This window comes from Lelliottia sp. JS-SCA-14 (assembly GCF_035593345.1).
Taxonomy (GTDB): domain Bacteria; phylum Pseudomonadota; class Gammaproteobacteria; order Enterobacterales; family Enterobacteriaceae; genus Enterobacter; species Enterobacter wanjuensis.
This window is the reverse complement of sequence record NZ_CP141606.1, coordinates 4,871,444-4,897,841: the sequence shown is the minus strand read 5'-3', so window position 1 is coordinate 4,897,841 and position 26,398 is coordinate 4,871,444. Positions and strand designations below refer to the sequence as shown.

At 54.7% G+C, this 26,398-nt stretch carries 20 protein-coding genes, 1 tRNA gene and 3 rRNA genes; 15 read left to right on the top strand and 9 right to left on the bottom strand.

Annotation, left to right across the window (positions count from 1 at the left end; all coding sequences use genetic code 11):
• Positions 1-53 precede the first annotated feature (53 nt).
• The 3 genes from mnmG to asnC form a co-directional block, all read right to left on the bottom strand.
• Positions 54-1,943 (bottom strand): tRNA uridine-5-carboxymethylaminomethyl(34) synthesis enzyme MnmG, encoded by a 1,890-nt coding sequence (gene mnmG / locus U9O48_RS22840; protein ID WP_285151077.1) that lies wholly within the window; start codon positions 1,941-1,943, stop codon positions 54-56.
• Positions 1,944-2,316: 373 nt separating this feature from the next.
• Entirely contained in the window at positions 2,317-2,766 is a 450-nt protein-coding gene (mioC, locus tag U9O48_RS22835; RefSeq protein ID WP_282494079.1) for an FMN-binding protein MioC, read from the bottom strand.
• An 89-nt stretch (positions 2,767-2,855) separates the two neighbouring features.
• On the bottom strand, positions 2,856-3,314 hold the full coding sequence (gene asnC, locus U9O48_RS22830; protein WP_088221282.1) for a transcriptional regulator AsnC: 459 nt from the start codon (positions 3,312-3,314) through the stop codon (positions 2,856-2,858).
• A 150-nt stretch (positions 3,315-3,464) separates the two neighbouring features.
• Between asnC and asnA the strand changes: the two genes are divergently transcribed.
• Entirely contained in the window at positions 3,465-4,457 is a 993-nt protein-coding gene (gene asnA / locus U9O48_RS22825; protein WP_282494080.1) for an aspartate--ammonia ligase, read from the top strand.
• 2 nt (positions 4,458-4,459) lie between these two features.
• Here asnA and viaA read toward each other — a convergent pair whose 3' ends face one another.
• Positions 4,460-5,911, bottom strand: coding sequence for an ATPase RavA stimulator ViaA (viaA, locus tag U9O48_RS22820; protein WP_324723256.1), 1,452 nt, complete (start codon positions 5,909-5,911; stop codon positions 4,460-4,462).
• Positions 5,905-7,401, bottom strand: coding sequence for an ATPase RavA (ravA, locus tag U9O48_RS22815; protein ID WP_324723255.1), 1,497 nt, complete (start codon positions 7,399-7,401; stop codon positions 5,905-5,907). The genes viaA and ravA overlap by 7 nt, the downstream gene beginning before the upstream one ends.
• Before the next feature lie 222 nt (positions 7,402-7,623).
• On the opposite strand from ravA, the gene kup reads away from it, so the two are divergent.
• The 7 genes from kup (at position 7,624) to rbsR (ending at position 15,590) form a co-directional block, all read left to right on the top strand.
• Complete coding sequence (gene kup, locus U9O48_RS22810; RefSeq protein WP_282494084.1) at positions 7,624-9,492, top strand: low affinity potassium transporter Kup; 1,869 nt, start codon at positions 7,624-7,626, stop codon at positions 9,490-9,492.
• Positions 9,493-9,717: 225 nt separating this feature from the next.
• On the top strand, positions 9,718-10,137 hold the full coding sequence (gene rbsD, locus U9O48_RS22805; protein WP_125914997.1) for a D-ribose pyranase: 420 nt from the start codon (positions 9,718-9,720) through the stop codon (positions 10,135-10,137).
• Between the two features lie 7 nt (positions 10,138-10,144).
• Positions 10,145-11,650, top strand: coding sequence for a ribose ABC transporter ATP-binding protein RbsA (gene rbsA / locus U9O48_RS22800; protein WP_285146318.1), 1,506 nt, complete (start codon positions 10,145-10,147; stop codon positions 11,648-11,650).
• Positions 11,651-11,654: 4 nt separating this feature from the next.
• Positions 11,655-12,620 (top strand): ribose ABC transporter permease, encoded by a 966-nt coding sequence (gene rbsC, locus U9O48_RS22795; protein ID WP_095284073.1) that lies wholly within the window; start codon positions 11,655-11,657, stop codon positions 12,618-12,620.
• 27 nt (positions 12,621-12,647) lie between these two features.
• The gene (gene rbsB, locus U9O48_RS22790) at positions 12,648-13,538 is read left to right on the top strand and encodes a ribose ABC transporter substrate-binding protein RbsB (RefSeq protein ID WP_095284071.1); all 891 of its coding nucleotides are present in this window, start codon (positions 12,648-12,650) and stop codon (positions 13,536-13,538) included.
• A gap of 108 nt (positions 13,539-13,646) precedes the next feature.
• Entirely contained in the window at positions 13,647-14,576 is a 930-nt protein-coding gene (gene rbsK, locus U9O48_RS22785; RefSeq protein ID WP_285146311.1) for a ribokinase, read from the top strand.
• 3 nt (positions 14,577-14,579) lie between these two features.
• On the top strand, positions 14,580-15,590 hold the full coding sequence (gene rbsR, locus U9O48_RS22780; RefSeq protein ID WP_324723253.1) for a ribose operon transcriptional repressor RbsR: 1,011 nt from the start codon (positions 14,580-14,582) through the stop codon (positions 15,588-15,590).
• On the opposite strand, the gene mdtD is transcribed toward rbsR, so the two are convergent.
• Both mdtD and U9O48_RS22770 read right to left on the bottom strand, forming a co-directional pair.
• Entirely contained in the window at positions 15,538-16,965 is a 1,428-nt protein-coding gene (gene mdtD / locus U9O48_RS22775; RefSeq protein WP_324723251.1) for a multidrug transporter subunit MdtD, read from the bottom strand. The genes rbsR and mdtD overlap by 53 nt on opposite strands.
• On the bottom strand, positions 16,962-17,669 hold the full coding sequence (locus U9O48_RS22770; RefSeq protein ID WP_324723249.1) for a FadR/GntR family transcriptional regulator: 708 nt from the start codon (positions 17,667-17,669) through the stop codon (positions 16,962-16,964). The genes mdtD and U9O48_RS22770 overlap by 4 nt, the downstream gene beginning before the upstream one ends.
• A 480-nt stretch (positions 17,670-18,149) precedes the next feature.
• On the opposite strand from U9O48_RS22770, the gene U9O48_RS22765 reads away from it, so the two are divergent.
• From U9O48_RS22765 to rrf, 4 genes are all read left to right on the top strand, one after another.
• Positions 18,150-19,689: ribosomal RNA gene (locus tag U9O48_RS22765) — 16S ribosomal RNA — on the top strand.
• Between the two features lie 84 nt (positions 19,690-19,773).
• Positions 19,774-19,849, top strand: a tRNA-Glu gene (locus tag U9O48_RS22760).
• A gap of 216 nt (positions 19,850-20,065) precedes the next feature.
• Positions 20,066-22,972, top strand: a 23S ribosomal RNA gene (locus U9O48_RS22755).
• Between the two features lie 96 nt (positions 22,973-23,068).
• Positions 23,069-23,184: ribosomal RNA gene (gene rrf / locus U9O48_RS22750) — 5S ribosomal RNA — on the top strand.
• Together the 16S, 23S and 5S rRNA genes with 1 tRNA gene alongside form the textbook arrangement of a ribosomal RNA operon.
• Before the next feature lie 75 nt (positions 23,185-23,259).
• On the opposite strand, the gene mobB is transcribed toward rrf, so the two are convergent.
• Positions 23,260-23,766, bottom strand: a complete 507-nt coding sequence (gene mobB, locus U9O48_RS22745) for a molybdopterin-guanine dinucleotide biosynthesis protein MobB (RefSeq protein WP_324723247.1) — start codon at positions 23,764-23,766, stop codon at positions 23,260-23,262.
• Positions 23,763-24,347 (bottom strand): molybdenum cofactor guanylyltransferase MobA, encoded by a 585-nt coding sequence (mobA, locus tag U9O48_RS22740; protein WP_324723246.1) that lies wholly within the window; start codon positions 24,345-24,347, stop codon positions 23,763-23,765. The genes mobB and mobA overlap by 4 nt, the downstream gene beginning before the upstream one ends.
• A 68-nt stretch (positions 24,348-24,415) precedes the next feature.
• Here mobA and U9O48_RS22735 point away from each other — a divergent pair, with 68 nt between their 5' ends.
• From U9O48_RS22735 to dsbA, 3 genes are all read left to right on the top strand, one after another.
• The gene (locus U9O48_RS22735; protein WP_282492216.1) at positions 24,416-24,685 is read left to right on the top strand and encodes a YihD family protein; all 270 of its coding nucleotides are present in this window, start codon (positions 24,416-24,418) and stop codon (positions 24,683-24,685) included.
• A gap of 75 nt (positions 24,686-24,760) precedes the next feature.
• A complete protein-coding gene (locus U9O48_RS22730) occupies positions 24,761-25,747 on the top strand; it encodes a serine/threonine protein kinase (protein ID WP_324723245.1) in 987 nt (328 codons plus the stop codon).
• A 26-nt stretch (positions 25,748-25,773) separates the two neighbouring features.
• Positions 25,774-26,397 (top strand): thiol:disulfide interchange protein DsbA, encoded by a 624-nt coding sequence (gene dsbA, locus U9O48_RS22725; RefSeq protein WP_282492214.1) that lies wholly within the window; start codon positions 25,774-25,776, stop codon positions 26,395-26,397.
• The last annotated feature ends 1 nt before the right edge of the window (position 26,398 follow it).

The window sequence follows — 26,398 nt, the reverse complement described above, 5'->3', positions numbered from 1 at the left end:
GTAGGGCGGGTTAGCGAAACGCCACCCGCCAAAATGGCAACGATTGCCTGCTGTTAAGCGCTGCGGCGCAGCATACCTTGTTTTTTCAGCCATACCAGCAGAATGGAGATCGCTGCGGGCGTCACGCCGGAGATGCGAGATGCCTGGCCGATCGACACCGGTTTGTGATCGTTCAGCTTGGCGATCACTTCGTTGGACAGCCCCGTCACCTGGCGGTAGTCCAGCATTGCCGGCAGCAGCGTGTTCTCGTTGCGCAGCTGTTTCTCGATCTCATCCTGCTGACGCGCGATGTAACCTTCGTATTTGACCTGAATTTCGACCTGTTCGGCCGCTTCGGCGTCGTCCAGACCCGGCGCGAACGGCGTCATCTGCACCAGCTTCTCGTAGGTCATTTCCGGGCGGCGCAGCAGATCTTCCCCGCTGGCTTCGCGCGACAGTGGTGCGCTCAAGTGAGCGTTCACTTCGCCTACTGATTCGGTCTGTGGGTTCACCCAGGACGTTTTCAGGCGCTGGCGTTCAGTTTCGATACGCTCGAGCTTGTCGTTGAAACGCGCCCAGCGTTCGTCATCGACCAGACCCAGCTCGCGACCCATTTCGGTCAGACGCAGATCGGCGTTGTCTTCACGCAGCATCAGACGATATTCCGCACGTGAAGTGAACATGCGGTACGGTTCTTTGGTACCGAGGGTGCAGAGATCGTCGACCAGCACGCCCAGATAGGCCTGATCGCGACGCGGTGCCCAGCCGTCTTTTTCGGCAGAGAAGCGCGCGGCGTTAAGACCCGCCAGCAGGCCCTGCGCGGCGGCTTCTTCGTAACCGGTGGTGCCGTTGATCTGTCCGGCGAAGAACAGGCCCTGGATAAATTTGCTCTCCAGTGTCGGTTTCAGATCGCGCGGGTCGAAGAAATCGTACTCAATAGCGTAGCCAGGACGAACGATTTTTGCGTTCTCCATGCCCTGCATTGAGCGAACAATTTGCATCTGCACATCGAACGGCAGGCTGGTGGAGATGCCGTTCGGGTAAATTTCGTTAGAGGTGAGGCCTTCCGGCTCCAGGAAGATCTGGTGCTGGTTACGATCGGCAAAGCGCATCACCTTGTCTTCGATCGACGGACAATAGCGCGGGCCGATCCCTTCGATCACACCGGCGTACATCGGGCTACGATCGAGGTTATTGCGGATCACGTCATGGGTTTTTTCGTTGGTGTGCGTGATGTAGCACGGCACCTGCTGCGGATGCTGTGCAGCGGAACCCATGAACGAGAAGACCGGCATCGGGTTGTCGCCGTGCTGCTCTGCCAGCACGCTAAAATCGATGGTGCGCGCATCAATACGCGGCGGCGTACCGGTTTTCAGGCGGCTGACGCGCAGCGGCAGTTCGCGAAGACGACGGGACAGGGGAATGGACGGCGGATCGCCAGCACGGCCACCGCTGTAGTTATCCAGACCAATGTGAATTTTGCCATCGAGGAAGGTCCCGACCGTCAGCACCACGGATTTGGCGCGGAACTTCAGACCCATCTGGGTCACAGCACCGACGACACGATCGTTCTCAACGATAAGATCTTCCACCGCCTGCTGGAAGATCATCAGGTTCGGCTGATTCTCCAGCGCAGTACGCACAGCCTGGCGGTAGAGCACGCGGTCTGCCTGAGCGCGGGTGGCTCGAACGGCGGGACCTTTGCTCGCGTTTAGTATCCTAAACTGAATGCCTGCCTGATCGATCGCTTTCGCCATCAGGCCGCCAAGAGCATCCACTTCTTTTACCAGGTGTCCTTTCCCAATGCCGCCAATCGCCGGATTACAGGACATTTGTCCCAGCGTGTCGATATTGTGTGTCAAAAGCAGGGTCTGTTGACCCATACGCGCTGCGGCCATAGCGGCCTCAGTGCCTGCGTGACCCCCGCCAATGATGATGACGTCAAAAGGATCCTGATAAAACATGCTTTCCTGCCTTGCGTAAAGCGGTTTGAAAATGGATTTAAGCCCGGGCCGTGGATTCTACTCAAGTTTAGTCTTTCGAGAAAGCATTGGGATCTTGGCTATTAAAAAGAAGATCTTCTTATTTAGAGATCTGTTTTACTATGATCTCTTATTAGGATCGCCTTCACCTGTGGGTAAGTGGGATCTCATGAGAAAGATCATAAGGATAGAAAGGATCGTTTGCTGTGAATGATCGGTGATCCTGGACAGTATAAGCTGGGGTTAGATCCTCGACTTATACACAGGTCAAAAACCAGCCAACGGTTATACCTTGGATAACTACCGGTTGATCCAAGGTTTTAACCAGACTTATCCACATCTGATCGCACGATCTTTAAGCGTTCTTGAGTAAATTAATCCATCCACCCAGCCATTCTTCGGCTGGATCCTCCGGAATATCATGATCGAGGATGTTGATCTTCAGCGTTTCGCCGATCTGTTTTGCCCCACCGGAGATGATCGCGGCTTCGACTTTCTCTACGGCACCGCAAAAGGTGTCGTATTCGCGGCTACCAATACCGATCGCGCCAAAACGCACGCCTGACAGGTCAGGGAGCTGCTCGAGAAGCTCATCATAGAGAGGTTGCAGGTTATCCGGGATATCGCCCGCACCGTGGGTCGAGGTGATCAGCAGCCAGATCCCATCAACAGAAAGATCTTCCAGCAACGGCCCGTGGAGGGTTTCGGTGGAAAAACCGGCATCTTCCAGCTTTTCGGCCAGGTGTTCTGCAACATATTCCGCGCCGCCAAGAGTACTGCCACTGATAAGAGTAATATCTGCCATGATCGCTCGCTCATATAAAGAGGGAAGCATTGTACGCTGTGAGCGAGCTGGGATCTACCTGTGGAAAATGTGGTGATTAAAAGGTGCCGCTACGGGCGGATGGTGCGCATGATCGGGTTCTGCAGGGAGATCAGCGTCTCGGTGGACTGAATTTCATCAATTGTTTGGATCTTGTTGATAAGTACCTGCTGCAGGGCATCGATCGACTTGCACATCACCTTAATAAAGATGCTGTAGTGCCCGGTGGTGTAATAGGCTTCGGTCACCTCTTCCAGGCTTTCGAGCCGGGCCAGCGCTGAGGGGTAATCTTTTGCGCTTTTCAGAATAATGCCAATGAAGCAGCAGACGTCATACCCGAGCTGTTTCGGACTGACGTCAATCCGCGCCCCGGTAATAATCCCCGCCTGCTTCATCTTCTCGACGCGAACGTGAATCGTCCCCGGGCTGACGCCGAATTGTTTAGCCAGTTCAGCATACGCCGTGCGCGCATTGGCCATTAATGCCTCGAGGATGCCGCGGTCCAGATTGTCGATCTGATAATTTTCCATAGGTTTTTCTTATGAAGATTGAGTAATCCCTCTATTCTAGCGTCTTATTTTAACGAATCAAAAGTGAAGCAGGCTTTTTGTTGTTGGATTATTGAATTGAGTGCCGGTTTTGTTGCTTAATCAATATCAACAGGACGCAGGAGTATAAAAATGAAAACCGCTTATATCGCAAAACAACGCCAGATCAGTTTCGTTAAATCCCATTTTTCACGTCAGCTCGAAGAGAAGCTTGGCCTGATTGAAGTGCAGGCCCCGATCCTCAGCCGCGTTGGCGATGGGACGCAGGACAACTTGTCTGGTTGCGAAAAAGCGGTACAGGTAAAAGTGAAAACCTTGCCAGACGCCCAGTTCGAAGTGGTGCATTCACTCGCGAAATGGAAACGTCAGACACTGGGACAACACGACTTCAGCGCGGGCGAAGGGCTCTACACGCACATGAAAGCCCTTCGCCCCGATGAAGACCGCCTGACGGCCATCCACTCTGTTTACGTTGACCAGTGGGACTGGGAACGCGTGATGGGGGATGGCGAACGCCACCTGGGCACGCTGAAATCCACCGTAGAAGCCATCTACGCGGGGATCAAAGCGACCGAAGCGGCGGTGAGTGAAGAGTTCGGTCTGGCACCGTTCCTGCCAGATTCGATCCAGTTTGTACACAGCCAGGATCTGCTGAGCCGTTTCCCGGATCTCGACGCCAAAGGCCGCGAGCGCGCGATCGCCAAAGAGCTGGGCGCGGTGTTCCTGATCGGTATCGGTGGAAAGCTGTCAGACGGTCAGCGCCACGACGTGCGTGCCCCGGATTATGATGACTGGAGCACCCGCGATGAGCGTGAACTGGCTGGTCTGAACGGCGATATTTTAGTGTGGAACCCGATTCTGGAAGATGCGTTTGAGCTCTCTTCCATGGGGATCCGCGTGGATGCCGACGCGCTGAAGCGCCAGCTGGCGACGACGGGGGATGAAGATCGCCTGAAACTCGAATGGCATCAGGCCCTGCTGCGCGGTGAAATGCCGCAAACCATCGGCGGAGGTATCGGCCAGTCGCGTCTGACGATGCTGCTGCTGCAGCTGTCCCATATCGGGCAGGTGCAGTGTGGCGTATGGCCGCAGCAGGTTCGTGAAAGCGTCGGTTCCTTACTGTAAAGCTAACGCCGCCAGCGTCTGACCAGGCGGCTACGCAACCCGGTATCAAAGCGCCAGATATGATCGAAGATGCGCATGATGCCGGGTTTTCCATGTTGCGACATGGCGACGGCGTGAAAACGATGCTGGTGATCCCGCTGTAACGACTTCACCTTCGCCACCACCTCATCCGGCAGCCGCTGGGCAATAAAGTCAGAAATCACCACCGCATCTGCGTCATACCAGTCTCCGCCCTGCATACGTTCTGCGATGGCGCGAAAACAGCTGGCGATATCGGTCCCGCCGCGAAAGCGCTGGCTCAAAAAACGGATCGCCTGCTCGATACCCTGCTCACCCGTCAGTTCGTATCCCACCACTTCGCTGGAAAACAGCATAATGAAGCAACGCCGCCGATCGGCGAGGGCCACACGCATCAGCGCCAGGCAAAAGGCTTTGGCGCACTGTTCGTTAAAGCCGCCCATCGACCCAGAAGTATCGACGCAGACAATAAAAGGCCCGCGCGGCTGCTCGTCAAAATCCTGATGTACGACCGGACGCTGACTGATTTTCTCGCGCCAGGATTCACCGTGCAGGCGATAGGTCAGGAGCTGCTTCTCCACCAGCCGCCGGTAAAACTCGTACTCCAGCTCGGTGATCCCAAGCGTCGCCAGCTCCGTTGGCAGCAGGCGCAGAATATCATCGCTCTGCTGCAGGCCATCGACCTGCTCCGGCACGGTGGCCGGTTCGCGCACCAGGGTGCGGAAGGTCTCCATCGGCGCGTCTTTCTTCGGCACCGACTTCGCTTCCCGCGAACGGCCAAGCTGTTCGGCAATCTGCATCAGCTCGGGCTGTTGCGCCAGAAAATCACCGTATTTAACGATCAGCTGGTAGTCGCCGCGCCGAATCTGCCCGGCGCTCATATCCCACAGACGCCCGGCGGAGTGTTCGTTCTCCACCAGCACCTGCTCCAACTGGCCGCTCAGGGTCATGCGCTCCTGAACTTCACTCAGCAGCTGTTCGCGCTCCTCTTCCAGCAGCTGTTGGTTGAGCGACGTGGTCTGTACCACCAGGCTGAGCCGCCAGCGCTGTAAGAACAGCGTGTGCAGCGCCGGGGTAAACGTAACGTTGTCCGAGACCAGCGTGCGGGCCTGGGAAGCATAAGGTGAATGCACTTTATCAAGCAGCGCCAGGATCTGCGGGAGCTGGACGATGAACTGGGATGTGGATAACCGCTGGCATTGCTGGTAGCACGCCACCTCTTCCGTCAATTCGGGCGGGACTTCGGTCTCTTTCAGCCGCTGACGCAGGTTATCCCGCCAGCGCGGGAGATCGTCGGTGACGGCCTTTTTTATGCGAGGAAACTTCTCAAAGAATGCGGCCAGCTGGGGCGAGGCGAGCAAGGTCAGAAGGACCTCTTCTATCAGCCCCTCTTCGCCAACCGCCAGCATTACATTGAGGGTATCCAGCGTTAGCATTGACGCGCCTGTTTGATCTGCGCGCTGACATCCTGCAGGCTGGCTTCGATGCGACCCAACCAGTCGCTATGAATAAAGAGGCATTTTTGCTGTTCGCTGAACCGCGTGTGCTGCTGGTGCCACTCCGTATCCAGCGCGTCGAGCTGCTGTTTAATCTCTTCCGGCACGCTGTCTGAAGCACTTCCCGGCAGGGCGAGGCGTGAACCCTGTAGGCTCACATCGCGGATCACCAGGTGCAGACTGGTATCCACTTCCAGGTTCAGCACCTGAGCAAAGCCGATGCCGTTGAGCTTCCCGCGGATTTCGCCATTTTTGTCCAGCCACAGGGCCAGCGCCTCGCGCTCGACGGTGATGTGAACCACCTGCATATCGTGCAGTTTTAACGGCTGCTGGAGCAGGAGTGTCAGGGTGGTCTCCGTCAGTTCGGTGGGCAGTTCGTAATGCGGTTTACGCGAGAACATTCCGCCGAGGCGGCTCACTTTCAGCGCGGTTTTATCACTTTGCTGCTGCTGAAGCTGGATGCGTCGCTGGGTGATCGCGCCCAGTTGGGTGAGCATCGCCTGCTGCCCCCACGCGTGTCCGGTCATCAAAACGTCCAGCTGCTGCTGCATCAGATTCATCCCTTCGGCATCGTGCCACAGACAATCTTTCAGCAGGATCAGATCGATGGGGGCGACAGAATCCCGGCCGCTGAACAGGGCGCTGGCCTGCAGCAGGCGAATCGCTTTTTTCCAGCGCCGATCGGAGACGTAAGGCGCGGCGGGTAAGAGATCCAACTGCTGGCGAAGCATAAAGATCAGCTCAAAAACCGCGTCCGGCAGTTTTATTTTGCCAATATCCTGCTGCCACTGTTGGTACTCTTCATCCGTCACCTGCAAGGAGGGCGAGACCGGGTTTTCGTTTTCATCCTGCTGGCTGATCAGTAGAGAGCGGAAATTCGATTTATCCTGCACCTTATCCAGCCACAGGCGGATCAGCATACGGTCATACAGCGCTTCGAGGCTGCTGTCGGCTTCCGGCAGTTCGTTAGACGCCGCCACCAGCAGACGCATCGGGATTTTTTCCTCAAAGGCGCCATTACGGAAGCGGCGTTCGTTGATGGCGGTGAGCAGGGTGTTCAGGATTGCCGGGCCCGCTTTCCAGATCTCATCCAGAAAGACAATTTCTGCTTCGGGGAGATAACCCGCCGTTAAGCGCTGATAGCGCCCTTCATCTTTCAGAGCCTGAATCGAGAGCGGGCCAAACACCTCTTCCGGGGTGGAGAAACGGGTCATAAGATATTCGAAGGCGCGCGCGTTCTGGAAGGCAAATTTCAGTCGACGCGCAATCAGGCTCTTTGCGATGCCGGGTGGACCGAGCAGGAACACACTTTCCCCGCTGAGCGCTGCCAGCAAACAGAGCCTAATCGCATGGCTGCGTTCGAAAAGGCCTTTCTCCAGCGCACCGCTGAGGCGGGAAATTCTTTCTGCTAATAAATGTGAGTGAGCCATAATTGTGTTGCGTCCTTTCGGCGTCGTCGCAGCTAATTGATGCGAGTATAGACGTTTCAGCATGGGCTGGTAATAGACTGAAGTGCGGCGCTATTTTCTTTGCGCTACATTAATACGCTTGCATTTAGGGGTACGATCTTGCGATTAATCGTGCATACTGTGCGCCTTTTTGTGGGCCAAGGGACTAAGCACACATTTGTTATACAACGAAAAGACTAGTCTATGAGCACTGATAATAAGCAATCATTACGCGCTATAACGCTGGCGGCCATTGGGGTTGTGTACGGTGATATCGGTACCAGCCCGCTCTATACGCTTCGCGAATGTCTGTCCGGTCAGTTTGGTTTTGGTGTTGAACGTGACGCCGTTTTTGGCTTTTTGTCACTCATCTTCTGGCTGCTGATCCTGGTGGTCTCGGTTAAATATCTCTCTTTCGTCATGCGCGCAGACAACGCCGGTGAAGGTGGGATCCTGACGTTGATGTCCCTTGCCGGGCGCAATACGTCGGCAAAAATGACCTCGTTCCTGGTTATTATCGGCCTGATAGGCGGCAGCTTCTTCTATGGAGAAGTGGTGATCACCCCGGCGATTTCGGTCCTCTCGGCGATAGAGGGGCTGGAGATTATCGCGCCGCAGCTGGATACCTGGGTGGTGCCCCTCGCCATTATTGTGCTGACCCTGCTGTTCGCGATTCAGAAGCATGGCACGGGGCTGGTGGGTAAGCTGTTTGCGCCGATTATGCTGGCCTGGTTCCTGATCCTGGCGGCGCTTGGCCTGCGCGGTATTCTCAGCAACCCAGAAGTGCTGCAGGCGCTGAACCCAATGTGGGCGGTCCACTTCTTCCTCGAATATAAAACCGTGTCGTTTGTTGCACTGGGTGCCGTCGTGCTGTCGATTACCGGTGTGGAAGCGCTGTACGCCGATATGGGCCACTTCGGTAAACTGCCGATTCGTCTGGCGTGGTTCTCCGTGGTGCTGCCCTCTCTGGCACTGAACTACTTCGGTCAGGGCGCGTTACTGCTCAAACATCCGGAAGCAATCAAGAACCCGTTCTTCCTGCTGGCTCCTGACTGGGCGCTGGTCCCGATGCTGATCCTCGCCACCCTGGCGACGGTGATTGCATCTCAGGCGGTGATTTCAGGCGTCTTCTCCCTGACGCGCCAGGCGGTTCGTCTGGGGTATCTGTCGCCGATGCGTATTATTCACACCTCGGAGATGGAATCCGGGCAGATCTACATTCCGTTCATTAACTGGCTGCTTTACTTCGCCGTGGTGATCGTGATTGTCAGCTTCGAGCACTCCAGCAACCTGGCGGCGGCGTACGGTATCGCGGTGACGGGCACCATGGTGCTGACCTCGATTCTCTCCACCACCGTGGCGTACCGAAACTGGCACTGGAACAAGTTCCTGGTGGCGCTGATTCTGATCGGTTTCCTGTGCATCGACGTGCCGCTGTTCTCCGCGAACCTCGACAAAATCGTCTCCGGCGGTTGGCTGCCGCTGACTCTGGGTCTGGTGATGTTCCTGGTGATGACCACCTGGAAGAGCGAGCGCTTCCGTCTGCTGCGCCGTATGCATGAGCACGGTAACTCTCTGGAAGCGATGATCGCTTCGCTGGAGAAATCCCCGCCGGTTCGCGTGCCGGGCACCGCGGTGTATATGTCGCGTGCGCTGAATGTGATTCCGTTTGCCCTGATGCACAACCTCAAGCACAACAAAGTTCTGCACGAGCGCGTGATCCTGCTGACGCTCAGAACCGAAGATGCGCCGTACGTGCATAACGTTCGTCGCGTGCAGATCGAGCAGTTGTCGCCGACCTTCTGGCGCGTGGTGGCGAGCTACGGCTGGCGTGAAACGCCAAACGTGGAAGAGGTGTTCCACCGCTGCGGTCTTGAAGGCCTGAGCTGCCGAATGATGGAAACCTCGTTCTTTATGTCCCACGAGTCGCTGATCGTTGGCAAACGTCCGTGGTATCTGCGTCTGCGCGGCAAGCTGTACCTTATCCTGCAGCGTAACGCCCTGCGCGCGCCCGACCAGTTCGAAATCCCGCCTAACCGCGTGATTGAGCTTGGGACGCAGGTCGAGATTTAACATCCGCAATACCTTCCAAAAATGCCGGGTGGCGCTTCGCTTACCCGGCCTACTTTACCCGTAGGCCCGCGCAAGCGTAGTGCCGCCGGGCAATTCTTTTGCTCCCCATTTCACTTAGCGAAACGTTTCGACGTTGATCACAATTCTGTTACGTCATGATGGTTTTCTGAACACCGTTGAGATTAAACTTATTTCAGCGAAACGTTTCGCTAGTGGAGCAAAAAAATGAAGAAAGGTACGGTTCTCAACTCTGAAATCTCATCGGTTATTTCCCGTCTTGGGCATACCGATACGCTGGTGGTTTGCGATGCAGGCTTACCGGTTCCGCGCAGCACAACCCGTATTGATATGGCGTTAACGCAGGGCGTGCCCTCGTTTATGCAGGTACTGGGCGTGGTGACGGCGGAGATGCAGGTTGAGGCGGCCATTCTCGCGACGGAGATCAAACAACATAATCCGCAACTCCACGAAACGTTGCTCAGCCACATTGAGCAACTGCAACAACACCAGGGAAACACCATAGAAATTCGTTACACAACGCACGAACAATTCAAACAACAAACCGCAGACAGTCAGGCGGTGATTCGCAGCGGGGAGTGTTCCCCGTATGCGAATATCATTCTCTGTGCTGGCGTCACCTTCTGAGGCCATCATGGACGCATTATTGCAACTTAAAGGGATCGATAAATCGTTCCCGGGCGTAAAAGCCCTCTCCGGCGCGGCGTTAAACGTTTACTCCGGGCGCGTTATGGCGCTGGTGGGTGAAAACGGCGCGGGCAAATCCACGATGATGAAAGTGCTCACCGGCATCTATGCCCGTGACGCCGGTTCGCTGCTGTGGCTGGGGAAAGAGACCACTTTCAACGGACCTAAATCCTCTCAGGAAGCCGGGATCGGCATCATCCATCAGGAACTGAACCTGATCCCGCAGCTCACCATTGCGGAAAACATCTTCCTGGGCCGCGAGTTCGTTAACCGCTTCGGCAAAATCGACTGGAAAAAGATGTACGCCGAGGCCGACATTCTGCTGGCGAAGCTGAACCTGCGCTTCAAAAGTGACCGTCTGGTGGGCGACCTGTCTATCGGCGATCAGCAGATGGTCGAAATCGCCAAGGTGCTGAGCTTCGAGTCAAAAGTCATCGTCATGGATGAACCGACCGACGCTCTGACCGATACCGAAACCGAATCCCTGTTCCGCGTGATCCGTGAGCTGAAATCTCAGGGGCGCGGGATCGTCTATATTTCCCACCGCATGAAAGAGATCTTCGAGATTTGCGATGACGTCACGGTGTTCCGCGACGGGCAGTTCATCGCCGAGCGCGAAGTCTCCTCACTGACTGAAGATACGCTGATCGAGATGATGGTGGGGCGTAAGCTCGAAGAGCAGTATCCACGCCTCGACAAAACGCCGGGCGCGGTTCGCCTTAAAGTCGACAACCTTTGCGGGCCGGGCGTGAACGATGTCTCCTTTACTCTGCGTCAGGGAGAAATCCTCGGCGTGGCAGGATTGATGGGCGCCGGTCGTACCGAGCTGATGAAAGTCCTGTACGGCGCGCTGCCGCGCACCAGCGGTTACGTTACCCTCGATGGTCACGAAGTGGTCACTCGCTCACCGCAGGATGGGCTGGCGAACGGCATCGTCTATATCTCCGAAGACCGTAAGCGCGACGGCTTAGTGCTGGGCATGTCGGTAAAAGAGAATATGTCCCTGACGGCGCTGCGCTACTTCAGCCGCAGCGGCGGCAGCCTGAAACATAAAGACGAACAGCAGGCAGTCAGCGATTTTATCCGCCTGTTCAACGTCAAAACGCCATCGATGGAACAGGCGATCGGCCTGCTCTCCGGCGGGAATCAGCAGAAAGTGGCGATTGCCCGCGGCCTGATGACGCGTCCGAAAGTGCTGATCCTCGACGAGCCGACCCGTGGCGTTGACGTCGGCGCCAAGAAAGAGATTTATCAGCTGATTAACCAGTTCAAGGCTGACGGTCTGAGCATCATTCTGGTCTCTTCCGAGATGCCAGAAGTATTAGGCATGAGCGATCGCATTATGGTTATGCATGAAGGGCATCTCGGCGGTGAATTCACTCGCGAGCAGGCCACCCAGGAAGTTCTGATGGCTGCCGCTGTGGGCAAGCTTAATCGCGTGAATCAGGAGTAAGAAGATGACTACCCAGGCTGTTGCTGGTCGCCGCTATTTCACTAAAGCATGGCTGTTGGAACAAAAATCGCTGATCGCCCTGCTGGTGTTGATCGCGATTGTGTCGACCATGAGCCCGAACTTTTTTACCGTTAATAACCTGTTCAACATTCTCCAGCAGACGTCCGTCAACGCCATTATGGCCGTGGGCATGACGCTGGTGATTTTGACGTCGGGAATCGACCTGTCCGTCGGTTCTTTGCTGGCGCTCACCGGCGCAGTAGCGGCCTCGATTGTAGGGATTGAGGTCAACGCGCTGGTGGCGATTGCGGCTGCGCTGGCGTTAGGTGCGGCTGTCGGTGCTGTTACCGGGATGATTGTGGCAAAAGGCCGCGTGCAGGCGTTCATCGCCACGCTGGTGATGATGCTGCTGCTGCGCGGCGTGACGATGGTTTACACCAACGGCAGCCCCGTCAATACCGGCTTTACCGACAACGCCGATCTGTTTGGTTGGTTTGGTATCGGTCGTCCGCTGGGGATTCCGACGCCGGTGTGGATTATGGGGATCGTCTTCCTGGCGGCGTGGTACATGCTGCACCACACGCGTCTGGGCCGTTATATCTATGCCCTGGGCGGTAACGAAGCGGCGACGCGTCTTTCCGGCATCAGCGTCAATAAAGTCAAAATCATCGTCTATTCCCTGTGCGGTCTGCTGGCGTCGCTGGCGGGTATCATCGAAGTGGCGCGTCTCTCTTCTGCGCAGCCGACGGCGGGGACGGGATATGAGCTGGATGCGATTGCTGCGGTGGTTCTGGGTGGTACCAGCCTCGCGGGCGGTAAAGGTCGCATTGTTGGGACATTGATCGGCGCACTTATCCTTGGCTTCCTGAATAATGGTTTGAATTTATTAGGTGTTTCTTCCTATTACCAGATGATCGTTAAAGCAGTGGTGATTTTGCTGGCGGTTCTGGTAGACAACAAAAAACAGTAACTGACGACACTACAGGACATCTTGAATATGAACATGAAAAAACTGGCTACCCTGGTTTCTGCTGTGGCGCTGAGCGCTACCGTGAGTGCGAACGCCATGGCGAAAGACACCATCGCGCTGGTCATCTCAACGCTGAACAACCCGTTCTTCGTCTCCCTGAAGGATGGCGCACAGAAAGAAGCCGACAAACTGGGTTACAACCTGGTGGTTCTGGATTCTCAGAACAACCCGGCGAAAGAGCTGGCCAACGTTCAGGACTTAACCGTTCGTGGCACCAAAATCCTGCTGATCAACCCAACCGATTCTGATGCGGTGGGTAACGCCGTGAAGATGGCCAACCAGGCGAAAATCCCGGTCATTACTCTGGACCGCGTAGCGACCAAAGGTGAAGTGGTCAGCCACATCGCGTCTGACAACGTACTGGGCGGCAAAATCGCCGGTGACTATATCGCTAAGAAAGCCGGTGAAGGCGCCAAAGTTATCGAACTGCAGGGTATCGCAGGGACTTCTGCGGCGCGTGAGCGTGGCGAAGGTTTCCAGCAGGCTGTTGCAGCGCACAAATTTAACGTTCTGGCCAGCCAGCCCGCTGACTTCGACCGTACTAAAGGCCTGAACGTGATGCAGAACCTGCTGACCGCGCATCCGGAAGTGCAGGCTGTGTTCGCACAGAACGACGAAATGGCTCTGGGTGCGCTGCGCGCTCTGCAGACTGCCGGTAAATCTGATGTGATGGTGGTCGGTTTTGACGGTACGCCAGACGGTGAGAAAGCGGTAAATGATGGCAAACTGGCGGCGACTATCGCTCAGTTGCCAGAGCAGATCGGCGCGACGGGCGTTCAGACTGCGGATAAAGTGCTGAAGGGCGAGAAAGTCCAGGCGAAATATCCGGTTGACCTGAAGCTGGTCGTTAAGCAGTAATAGGCGATTCAGGCGGTCATCTGGCGGCCTGAGGGACTAAAAATAAAGAAAAGTGTGGCATACGCCACCGGGTAAAACCGGTGGCTTCCTTTACTGGACACCTCAATCATGAAAACCGCAGTCAATCTCGTCGTCCTTGGCAGTATCAATGCCGATCACATTCTTAACCTTGACACTTTCCCGACCCCTGGCGAAACCGTCACCGGCAACCAGTATCAGGTGGCTTTCGGTGGCAAAGGCGCCAACCAGGCGGTGGCTGCCGGACGCAGCGGGGCGCACATTGCCTTTATCGCCTGTACGGGTGATGACGACACCGGCGAGCGCGTGCGTAAGCAGCTGGAGAGCGACAATATTGATATTGCGCCGGTCAGCGTGGTGGCGGGCGAATCAACCGGCGTGGCGCTGATCTTCGTCAACGCGGAAGGTGAGAATGTTATCGGTATTCATGCGGGAGCCAATGCGGCGCTGAATATTGAGCGTGTAGAAGAACAGCGTGGGCTGATTGCCAACGCCGAAGCGCTGCTAATGCAGCTCGAGTCGCCGGTGGAAAGCGTGCTGGCGGCCGCGAAAATTGCACATGAAAATCATACCACTGTCGTACTTAACCCTGCTCCAGCGCGTCTATTATCAGACGAGTTGCTGGCGCTGGTGGACATCATCACCCCGAACGAAACGGAAGCTGAAAAGCTGACGGGCATTCGCGTGGAAAATGATGACGACGCGGCGCGTGCCGCTCAGGCGCTGCACGATAAAGGTATCGGCACGGTCATCATTACGCTGGGCAGTCGCGGCGTATGGGCGAGCGTTAACGGCGAAGGTCGTCGCGTTCCCGGTTTTAACGTTAAGGCCATTGATACCATCGCCGCGGGAGACACCTTTAACGGTGCGCTGGTCACGGCGCTGCTGGAAGGTGGGTCGCTCGACAACGCCATTCGCTTTGCGCATGCCGCTGCGGCAATTGCGGTGACGCGCAAAGGGGCACAGCCTTCGGTTCCATGGCGCAAAGAGATTGATGAATTTTTGAGTCAGCAGGGGTAACGCTTGGCCACAATGAAAGATGTCGCCCGCATGGCGGGCGTTTCTACCTCGACGGTTTCCCACGTCATCAATAAGGATCGCTTCGTCAGCGAGGCGATACGGGAAAAAGTCGAAGCTGCCGTCAAAGACCTCAACTACGCTCCTTCGGCGCTCGCGCGCAGTCTCAAGCTTAATCAGACCCACACCATCGGCATGCTGATCACTGCCAGTACCAACCCGTTCTATTCTGAGCTGGTGCGCGGCGTTGAACGCAGCTGTTTCGAACGCGGTTACAGCCTGGTGCTGTGTAACACCGAAGGTGACGAACAGCGCATGAACCGTAATCTGGAAACGTTGATGCAAAAGCGCGTCGACGGATTGCTGCTGCTCTGTACCGAAACGCACCAGCCCTCGAAAGAAATTATGCAGCGCTATCCGTCGGTTCCGACGGTGATGATGGACTGGGCACCCTTCGACGGGACCAGCGATCTGATTCAGGATAACTCCCTGCTCGGCGGGGATATGGCGACGCAACACCTGATCGACAAAGGCTACACCCGCATCGCCTGCATTACCGGACCGCTGGATAAAACCCCGGCGCGTTTGCGTCTGGAAGGGTATCTTGCGGCCATGGATCGCGCGGGCCTGCCGGTTCCGGACGGGTATCGCATTACCGGTGATTTTGAATTTAACGGTGGTTTTGAAGCGATGCAAAAACTGCTGGCGCAGGACGTGCGACCGCAGGCGGTCTTTATCGGCAACGATGCGATGGCTTTTGGCGCGTATCAGGCGCTGTATCAGGCTGGATTATGCGTCCCTCAGGATATGGCGGTGATTGGGTACGATGATATCGAACTGGCTCAGTATATGACGCCGCCGCTGACCACGATTCATCAGCCGAAAGATGAGCTGGGCGAGCTGGCGATCGACGTGTTGATTCATCGGATGGCGCAGCCCGCCCTTCAGCAGCAGCGGCTGCAGCTTACTCCTGTTCTGATGGAACGCGGTTCTGTTTCGGCGGGTGGCGATCTTTAATCAGATTGCGACCGTCTTTGGGCTTGAGCAGCATAAACACCAGCGCCGAGACCACCGTCAGGACGCCCATCGTTATAAAGGTGTAGTGGAACTGCTCCACCGTGTTCGTCCCTTCCATCCCTTCATAGACGCGCAGCACCGCTGCGCTCACTGCAACCCCAAGACTTATCGACAGCTGCTGCGTGACAGCCAGCACGCTGTTGCCGCCGCTGGCGTTTTCATCCGTGAGATCGGCGAGGCTGATGGTATTCATCGAGGTGAACTGGATCGACATCGCCATCCCTAAGATAAAGAGCGGGAGTAACAGCATCCACGCCGGGAAGGCGGCGGACTGGAGCGAAAACTGCGCAATCATCAGGCCGATGAAGACGGTGACGCCCACCAGGGTTTTACGATAGCCCAGTCTGCGCAGGATCTGCGTCACCATGGATTTCGCCAGAATAGAGCCGACGGCGGTCGGCGCCATCATGCATCCGGCAATCAGCGCCGGATAACCAAACCCGACCTGCAACATCAGCGGCATCAGAAACGGCACGCAGCCTGTTCCCAGGCGCGAGGCGATGTTTCCGGCAATGCCCACCGAGAAGGTTCGGGTTTTGAACAGCAGCAATGAAATGAGAGGCGTCGGATGACGGCGCGCGTGACGTATATAAAGAAGGAAAAGCAGGATGCCGCTCAGGATGATGGAAAGGGCGATCCAGGTGGCAACGATTTTCTCGCCGAATAACTCCATGCCAGTCGAGAACAGGACCAGGCTCAGACCGAACAGGAAAAATCCTCCCATATCGAAGCTGCGCTTCGGCGTGGTGAAGTTCGGCATGTATTTGCGGGCGTAGCAAAGACCGGCCACGCCAATCGGAATGTTAATCAGGAATATCCAGTGCCAGCTCGCCCAGGTCACCAGTACGCCGCCGAGAACCGGGCCGAGGATCGGGCCAACCAGCCCGGGCATGGTGACGAAGTTCAGCACCGGCAGCAGTTCGCTGCGCGGATAAGCGCGGAGTAACGCCAGGCGTGCGACCGGCATCATCATCGCGCCACCAATGCCCTGCAGAATGCGGAAGACAACCAGCTCGGATAAGGAGGTCGAAAGCGCACAGGCCAGCGAGCCGAGGGTAAACAGCGTCACAGCGAGCATGAAAACCCGCCGCGTGCCGAAGCGGTCCGCCAGCCAGCCGCTGACCGGGATCAGCATCGCGACGGTCAGCGTATAGCTGATGATGGCGGATTGCATCGCCAGTGGAGAACGGTTGAGGCTTTCGGCGATGGCCGGGAGGGCCGTGTTAAGAATGGTGGCATCCAGCGCCTGCATAAAGAAAGCCATTGCCGCAATCCATGGCAATCCCGCCATGCTGCGTGCTTTTTTCTCAATCATTGATTGTCCGGTTGTTGGTGTGGTGTCGCTAATAAAATCTGGCAGGCGAGTAACGCCCGTTGTCCGTCGCTGTCCTGAATGGCATCGACAATAGCCTGGTGCTGATCCAGCTTCACCACGTCATTCTGAGTAATAGAAGCAAAGTAGGTGTGGTACACCGAATGGAACAGGGAGGCAAAGGAGGTCAGGAAGGGGTTTCCGCTCATCGCGTAGATTTGTTCATGCCAGGACATATCCACTTCAATCCAGCGCTGGCGGTTGAAATGCTGCTTCAGGAAGGTCATTTCGTCCATCAACGTGTTGAGCTGGGCTTTCTGTTCGGCGCTGCCTTGCATGGCGGCGAGGAGGCAGGCTTGCGGCTCCAGGCTGCTACGCATAATAAGGAAGTGTTCAACGACCTGCTGAAAGTTCTCTTCGGTCATCCACCAGGAGAGCAGTTCCTGATCGAGGAAGTTCCAGTTGCTCTGAGGCATCACGCGTGTCCCGATGCGCGGGCGCGGGAGCACCATTCCTTTCGCGGTTAAGGTTTTTACTGCTTCACGAACGGCGGTACGGCTCACGCCAAACTGCTCACCCAGCTCCATTTCGCCTGGGAGAATACTTCCTGGCGTGTATTTTCCTGCCAGAATCCGCTGAGCCAGTTTTTCTGCCAGCACATAAGAGAGGTTTTTTTGGGCTGCCAGCTGTTGCGCGCTTAAGGGCATCGCTCTTATTCCTTAATGGTTCATGCTATTTAGTATGCCATCTGGAGTGTGATTGTGGCTGCAGGAACAGCAAATAGAGCAATTAATGGCTCATTCGCGGGCGTATTGGTGAAAAAAAACACGGTTAGAAAGTTTTTTTACATTTCCTCTTGTCACCTCAGAATAACTCCCTATAATGCGCCTCCACTGACACGGAACAACGGCACGCAAGCCGCCGTAGCAGCAGAGGTTCAGCGATGAACGCCGACAGAGAAAAGCGAAATTAAACGCTTGACTCTGAATGAGGAAAACGTATTATACGGGACCTCGCAACGGTGAGCGAAAGCCGCGTTGCACTGCTCTTTAACAATTTATCAGACAATCTGTGTGGGCACTCAAAGTGACATGGATTCTAACGTCGAAAGACGCTAAATGAATACCAAAGTCTCTGAGTGAACATACGTAATTCATTACGAAGTTTAATTCACGAGCATCAAACTTAAATTGAAGAGTTTGATCATGGCTCAGATTGAACGCTGGCGGCAGGCCTAACACATGCAAGTCGAGCGGTAGCACAGAGAGCTTGCTCTCGGGTGACGAGCGGCGGACGGGTGAGTAATGTCTGGGAAACTGCCTGATGGAGGGGGATAACTACTGGAAACGGTAGCTAATACCGCATAACGTCGCAAGACCAAAGAGGGGGACCTTCGGGCCTCTTGCCATCAGATGTGCCCAGATGGGATTAGCTAGTAGGTGGGGTAATGGCTCACCTAGGCGACGATCCCTAGCTGGTCTGAGAGGATGACCAGCCACACTGGAACTGAGACACGGTCCAGACTCCTACGGGAGGCAGCAGTGGGGAATATTGCACAATGGGCGCAAGCCTGATGCAGCCATGCCGCGTGTATGAAGAAGGCCTTCGGGTTGTAAAGTACTTTCAGCGAGGAGGAAGGCATTGTGGTTAATAACCACAGTGATTGACGTTACTCGCAGAAGAAGCACCGGCTAACTCCGTGCCAGCAGCCGCGGTAATACGGAGGGTGCAAGCGTTAATCGGAATTACTGGGCGTAAAGCGCACGCAGGCGGTCTGTCAAGTCGGATGTGAAATCCCCGGGCTCAACCTGGGAACTGCATTCGAAACTGGCAGGCTAGAGTCTTGTAGAGGGGGGTAGAATTCCAGGTGTAGCGGTGAAATGCGTAGAGATCTGGAGGAATACCGGTGGCGAAGGCGGCCCCCTGGACAAAGACTGACGCTCAGGTGCGAAAGCGTGGGGAGCAAACAGGATTAGATACCCTGGTAGTCCACGCCGTAAACGATGTCGACTTGGAGGTTGTTCCCTTGAGGAGTGGCTTCCGGAGCTAACGCGTTAAGTCGACCGCCTGGGGAGTACGGCCGCAAGGTTAAAACTCAAATGAATTGACGGGGGCCCGCACAAGCGGTGGAGCATGTGGTTTAATTCGATGCAACGCGAAGAACCTTACCTACTCTTGACATCCACGGAATTTAGCAGAGATGCTTTAGTGCCTTCGGGAACCGTGAGACAGGTGCTGCATGGCTGTCGTCAGCTCGTGTTGTGAAATGTTGGGTTAAGTCCCGCAACGAGCGCAACCCTTATCCTTTGTTGCCAGCGGTTCGGCCGGGAACTCAAAGGAGACTGCCAGTGATAAACTGGAGGAAGGTGGGGATGACGTCAAGTCATCATGGCCCTTACGAGTAGGGCTACACACGTGCTACAATGGCGCATACAAAGAGAAGCGACCTCGCGAGAGCAAGCGGACCTCATAAAGTGCGTCGTAGTCCGGATTGGAGTCTGCAACTCGACTCCATGAAGTCGGAATCGCTAGTAATCGTAGATCAGAATGCTACGGTGAATACGTTCCCGGGCCTTGTACACACCGCCCGTCACACCATGGGAGTGGGTTGCAAAAGAAGTAGGTAGCTTAACCTTCGGGAGGGCGCTTACCACTTTGTGATTCATGACTGGGGTGAAGTCGTAACAAGGTAACCGTAGGGGAACCTGCGGTTGGATCACCTCCTTACCTGAAAGAACCTGCCTTTGTAGTGCTCACACAGATTGTCTGATGAAAAGTAAATAGCAAGGCGTCTTGCGATTGAGACTACACGTCCCCTTCGTCTAGAGGCCCAGGACACCGCCCTTTCACGGCGGTAACAGGGGTTCGAATCCCCTAGGGGACGCCACTTGCTGGTTTGTGAGTGAAAGTCACCTGCCTCAATATCTCAAAACTGACTTCCGAGTCATGTTTGAGATATTTGCTCTTTAAAAATCTGGATCAAGCTGAAAATTGAAACGACACGCTGCGTCTGTTCTCCGTAATAAGAACAGAGTGACGGTGTGTTCGAGTCTCTCAAATTTTCGCAACACGAGATGTTTTACGAAACATCTTCGGGTTGTGAGGTTAAGCGACTAAGCGTACACGGTGGATGCCCTGGCAGTCAGAGGCGATGAAGGGCGTGCTAATCTGCGATAAGCGTCGGCGAGGTGATATGAACCTTTGACCCGGCGATACCCGAATGGGGAAACCCAGTGTGTTTCGACACACTATCATGTCATGAATACATAGTGGCATGAGGCGAACCGGGGGAACTGAAACATCTAAGTACCCCGAGGAAAAGAAATCAACCGAGATTCCCCCAGTAGCGGCGAGCGAACGGGGAGGAGCCCAGAGTCTGAATCAGCGCGTGTGTTAGTGGAACGGTCTGGAAAGTCCGACGGTACAGGGTGATAGTCCCGTACACAAAAATGCACACGTTGTGAACTCGAAGAGTAGGGCGGGACACGTGGTATCCTGTCTGAATATGGGGGGACCATCCTCCAAGGCTAAATACTCCTGACTGACCGATAGTGAACCAGTACCGTGAGGGAAAGGCGAAAAGAACCCCGGCGAGGGGAGTGAAAAAGAACCTGAAACCGTGTACGTACAAGCAGTGGGAGCCTCTTTTATGGGGTGACTGCGTACCTTTTGTATAATGGGTCAGCGACTTATATTCTGTAGCAAGGTTAACCGTATAGGGGAGCCGAAGGGAAACCGAGTCTTAACTGGGCGTTAAGTTGCAGGGTATAGACCCGAAACCCGGTGATCTAGCCATGGGCAGGTTGAAGGTTGGGTAACACTAACTGGAGGACCGAACCGACTAATGTTGAAAAATTAGCGGATGACTTGTGGCTGGGGGTGAAAGGCCAATCAAACCGGGAGATAGCTGGTTCTCCCCGAAAGCTATTTAGGTAGCGCCTCGTGAACTCATCTTCGGGGGTAGAGCACTGTTTCGGCTAGGGGGCCATCCCGGCTTACCAACCCGATGCAAACTACGAATACCGAAGAATGTTATCACGGGAGACACACGGCGGGTGCTAACGTCCGTCGTGAAGAGGGAAACAACCCAGACCGCCAGCTAAGGTCCCAAAGTCATGGTTAAGTGGGAAACGATGTGGGAAGGCACAGACAGCCAGGATGTTGGCTTAGAAGCAGCCATCATTTAAAGAAAGCGTAATAGCTCACTGGTCGAGTCGGCCTGCGCGGAAGATGTAACGGGGCTAAACCATGCACCGAAGCTGCGGCAGCGACGCTTAGGCGTTGTTGGGTAGGGGAGCGTTCTGTAAGCCGTTGAAGGTGTCCTGTGAGGGGTGCTGGAGGTATCAGAAGTGCGAATGCTGACATAAGTAACGATAAAGCGGGTGAAAAGCCCGCTCGCCGGAAGACCAAGGGTTCCTGTCCAACGTTAATCGGGGCAGGGTGAGTCGACCCCTAAGGCGAGGCCGAAAGGCGTAGTCGATGGGAAACAGGTTAATATTCCTGTACTCGGTGTTACTGCGAAGGGGGGACGGAGAAGGCTATGTTAGCCGGGCGACGGTTGTCCCGGTTTAAGCATGTAGGCGGAAGGTTTAGGTAAATCCGGACCTTTTTTAACGCTGAGGTGTGATGACGAGGCACTACGGTGCTGAAGTAACAAATGCCCTGCTTCCAGGAAAAGCCTCTAAGCATCAGGTAACATCAAATCGTACCCCAAACCGACACAGGTGGTCAGGTAGAGAATACCAAGGCGCTTGAGAGAACTCGGGTGAAGGAACTAGGCAAAATGGTGCCGTAACTTCGGGAGAAGGCACGCTGGTGTGTAGGTGAAGTCCCTGCGGACGGAGCTGAAACCAGTCGAAGATACCAGCTGGCTGCAACTGTTTATTAAAAACACAGCACTGTGCAAACACGAAAGTGGACGTATACGGTGTGACGCCTGCCCGGTGCCGGAAGGTTAATTGATGGGGTTAGCGGCAACGCGAAGCTCTTGATCGAAGCCCCGGTAAACGGCGGCCGTAACTATAACGGTCCTAAGGTAGCGAAATTCCTTGTCGGGTAAGTTCCGACCTGCACGAATGGCGTAATGATGGCCAGGCTGTCTCCACCCGAGACTCAGTGAAATTGAACTCGCTGTGAAGATGCAGTGTACCCGCGGCAAGACGGAAAGACCCCGTGAACCTTTACTATAGCTTGACACTGAACACTGGTCCTTGATGTGTAGGATAGGTGGGAGGCTTTGAAGCGTGGACGCCAGTCTGCGTGGAGCCGACCTTGAAATACCACCCTTTAATGGCTGGTGTTCTAACGTAGACCCGTAATCCGGGTTGCGGACAGTGTCTGGTGGGTAGTTTGACTGGGGCGGTCTCCTCCTAAAGAGTAACGGAGGAGCACGAAGGTTAGCTAATCCTGGTCGGACATCAGGAGGTTAGTGCAATGGCATAAGCTAGCTTGACTGCGAGAGTGACGGCTCGAGCAGGTGCGAAAGCAGGTCATAGTGATCCGGTGGTTCTGAATGGAAGGGCCATCGCTCAACGGATAAAAGGTACTCCGGGGATAACAGGCTGATACCGCCCAAGAGTTCATATCGACGGCGGTGTTTGGCACCTCGATGTCGGCTCATCACATCCTGGGGCTGAAGTAGGTCCCAAGGGTACGGCTGTTCGCCGTTTAAAGTGGTACGCGAGCTGGGTTTAGAACGTCGTGAGACAGTTCGGTCCCTATCTGCCGTGGGCGCTGGAGAATTGAGGGGGGCTGCTCCTAGTACGAGAGGACCGGAGTGGACGCATCACTGGTGTTCGGGTTGTCATGCCAATGGCATTGCCCGGTAGCTAAATGCGGAAAAGATAAGTGCTGAAAGCATCTAAGCACGAAACTTGCCCCGAGATGAGTTCTCCCTGACCCTTTAAGGGTCCTGAAGGAACGTTGAAGACTACGACGTTGATAGGCTGGGTGTGTAAGTGCAGCGATGTATTGAGCTAACCAGTACTAATGAACCGTGAGGCTTAACCTTACAACGCCGAAGATGTTTTGGCGAAAGCAGAGACTTAGATTTTCAGCCTGATAACAGATTAATCAACCGGCCAAAGCGGGTTGATAACAGAATTTGCCTGGCGGCTTTAGCGCGGTGGTCCCACCTGACCCCATGCCGAACTCAGAAGTGAAACGCCGTAGCGCCGATGGTAGTGTGGGGTCTCCCCATGTGAGAGTAGGGAACTGCCAGGCATCAATTAAGTGAAGAGGCCATCCGAAAGGATGGCCTTTTTGCGTTTTTGTCGTTAATAAAAAGCTGACAACGCGTCAGCATCCTGCCATCCATCCCCGAATAAACCCTACAATCGCATCAGTATCATTCAAATCCAGCACCGGAACTTCAAGCGATAACGAAACGTCGCTGGCGACCGCAATCACATGCTGATCCACAGTTAGTTCCTCGATCTCATGCCCCGCATCGCTTCTGAAAAGCAAAATCTTCGCCACGGATTCATGTTTAAACCCCTCAACCAGCACCAGATCCAGCGTAGAATGGTCCATTCGACTCACCAGATAATCCAAATTCAGCACCTCTTCCTCAGGTGTTTCCGTCATCAATGCCCATCGCTGATCGCTGGCGACCATGGTTTGTGCCGCACCGGCTTTGCGCAGCTCGTAGCTGTCTTTCCCCGGCTTATCGATATCCATGTTGTGATGAGTATGTTTAATCAGCCCAGGACGGATCCCCTGCGCGCACAGGGCTGGTATCAGCTTCTTCAAAAGCGACGTTTTCCCGGTGCCGCTCCAGGCGGCGATCGCTAGAACAGGTTTCATTCTTTCCCCTGCATCGTTTGCAAATCCTCAGTCGTGTTGACGTTAATAAAAGCAGACTTCAGATCGCTGAAATCAACGGAGTGGCCGCCAGACTGGCGCATAAACACCATCACACGCCGCTCTCCTGCTGCCAGATAATCCTGCAGTTCAGGAATCAATGCCCGATTCATTAACGCAATAGTGGGATGATCGCGCTCACCGTCATAAACCCAGACCACGGGCGCGTCTTTGCGCTGCTGAGTAAGACGTTCAGCCAGACAGGATGGAATAAACGGCGTATCGCACGGACAAAAGAGAAACCACTCCCCGTCAGACTGCTGCATAACACTCAACATACCGGCCAGTGGGCCAGGGTAATCCGCTAAACTATCCCGAAATACCGGATACCCGCTTTGCTGATAAATCTCGATATGGCGGTTAGCGCTGATAGCCATCGTTTCAACCTGTCCACTCAGCGTAGCGGCAACGTGCTGCCATAGAGGTTTGCCATTAAGTAACTGTAAACCCTTATCTTTCCCGCCCATGCGCGTCGCTCTTCCCCCGGCAAGCACGATGCCAGTCACTCCTCGGCACTGATTCACGAATGTCGCCTCTTTTATTGTGGGATTGACCCTGCTAACGTGTCCCTATCAATGAAAGGAGCACTACGATGAAATGTAAACGCCTGAACGAAGTTATCGAACTTCTCCAGCCCGCCTGGCAAAAAGAGCCTGAGCTCAACCTAATGCAATTTTTACAGAAACTGGCGAAAGAGTCAGGTTATGACGGTGAACTGACCGACCTTTCTGATGACATCCTGATCTACCATCTCAAAATGCGTGATTCTGATAAAGATGCTGCTATTCCGGGCATTAAGAAAGACTATGAGGAAGATTTCAAAACCGCGCTGTTGCGCGCCCGTGGCGTAATTAAAGAGTAAAACCTTGTAAGCGGCGCCACCGAAATCGCTGTGAAATGATATCCTGAATCATTCGTATAATTTCCGGATGATCGGATGAACGACACGGCTTTTACTTTCCAGACATTAAACCCGGATACCATTATGGATGCCCTCTTCGAAAAGGGTATTCGGGTGGATTCCGGGCTAACTCCCTTAAACAGCTACGAAAACCGCGTCTATCAATTCCAGGACGAGGATCGTCAGCGCTTCGTCGTTAAATTTTATCGCCCAAAGCGATGGTCGGCTGAGCAAATTCAGGAAGAGCATCAGTTCGCTCTCGATTTGGTCAACGATGATGTTCCGGTTGCCGCACCCATTCAGTTTAATAACCAGTCACTGCTCACGCATCAGGGATATTACTTTGCTGTTTTTCCGAGCCTGGGTGGCCGCCAGTTTGAGGCGGATAATATCGATCAGATGGAGTGGGTTGCCCGTTATCTGGGACGAATCCATCAGACGGGACGTAAAAAAACCTTCAACGTACGCCCTACGATCGGGATTCAGGAATATTTGACCGAACCCCGCCAGGTGTTCGAAACATCAACACTCATTCCGAAGGCATTGAAAGCGGATTTCCTGAAAGCCACCGATGCGCTTATTGCGGCGGTGACTGAGCGCTGGGACGATCAAACGGACATTCTGCGCCTGCACGGCGACTGCCACGCCGGGAATATCCTCTGGCGCGACGGCCCGCTATTTGTGGATCTTGACGATGCCCGCATGGGGCCAGCGATTCAGGATCTCTGGATGCTGCTTAATGGTGATAAAGCCGAACAGCGCATGCAGCTCGAAACCATCATTGAAGCCTATGAAGAGTTTAGCCCCTTCAATTCAGACGAAATCGCCCTGATTGAACCTTTACGCGCCATGCGATTTGTATATTATCTCGCATGGTTAATCAGGCGTTGGGACGATCCCGCGTTTCCTAAAAACTTCCCATGGCTGACCGGGGAAGATTACTGGCGCAGCCAGACAACCACCTTTATTCAGCAAGTTAAGGTTCTGCAGGAACCGCCACTACAATTAACGCCAATGTATTAATCGGACACATCAGGAGAAAGTTGATCATGAAAAAAATATGGCTGGCGCTGGCAGGTATGATTCTGGCATTTAGCGCATCTGCTGCTCAATTCAGCGATGGCAAGCAGTTCACTACCCTTGAAAAGCCGGTCGCCGGTGAGCCTCAGGTGCTGGAGTTCTTCTCATTCTATTGCCCGCACTGCTACCAGTTTGAAGAAGTTCTGCACGTTTCCGATAACGTGAAGAAAAAGCTGCCTGAAGGCACCAAAATGACCAAGTATCATGTCGAATTCCTGGGTCCTTTGGGTAAAGATCTGACGCAAGCCTGGGCGGTTGCTTTGGCGCTGGGCGTGGAAGATCAGGTGACGGCGCCAATGTTTGAAGCCGTACAGAAAACCCAGACCGTTCAGACCGTTGCGGATATTCGTAAAGTCTTTGTTGATGCCGGTGTGAAAGGCGAAGATTACGACGCAGCCTGGAACAGCTTTGTGGTGAAATCTCTGGTGGCTCAGCAGGAGAAAGCCGCAGCCGATCTCCAGCTGCAGGGCGTTCCTGCGATGTTCGTTAACGGTAAATACCAGGTGAATCCACAGGGTATGGATACCAGCAGCATGGATATCTTCGTGCAGCAGTATGCCGAGACCGTGAAATATCTGGTTGAGAAGAAATAAA